This window comes from Pseudoalteromonas sp. S3178, assembly GCF_005886985.1.
Classification (GTDB): Bacteria; Pseudomonadota; Gammaproteobacteria; order Enterobacterales; family Alteromonadaceae; genus Pseudoalteromonas; species Pseudoalteromonas carrageenovora.
Genome location: NZ_PNCW01000317.1, coordinates 1 through 291 on the forward strand (window position 1 = coordinate 1; position 291 = coordinate 291).

A 291-nucleotide genomic window follows, 5' to 3' on the forward strand; every position below is an offset into this window, starting at 1 on the left:
AACAGTAACTCCAAGCAAAGGCATTGTGGTTGTAGCTGGTTCGTTAGAGGCAGGAAAGTCTCTACTTAACATTAGTAGGGCTCTGCGTAAATATAATGAGTTACCTATTACTTATATTGTCGGGTTCGCAAAATATAATAGTGAACCTGAGTTTAAAAAACTTCAAATGGACTTAAAATTTTCTGAAGGTCCATGTGGTTTTCACCAGTTTCATGTTATTGAAAAGATGCTTTTACCAATAAATGAACATAAAGAAAATAGCTGGGAAAAAGAACTAGAGCTTTTGAAGCT

At 34.7% G+C, this 291-nt stretch carries 1 protein-coding gene; it reads left to right on the forward strand.

The window, feature by feature from the left end; genetic code table 11:
• Nucleotides 1–291: hypothetical protein (locus CWC11_RS22890; protein ID WP_171038495.1), on the forward strand; the 291-nt coding region annotated here is incomplete at both ends.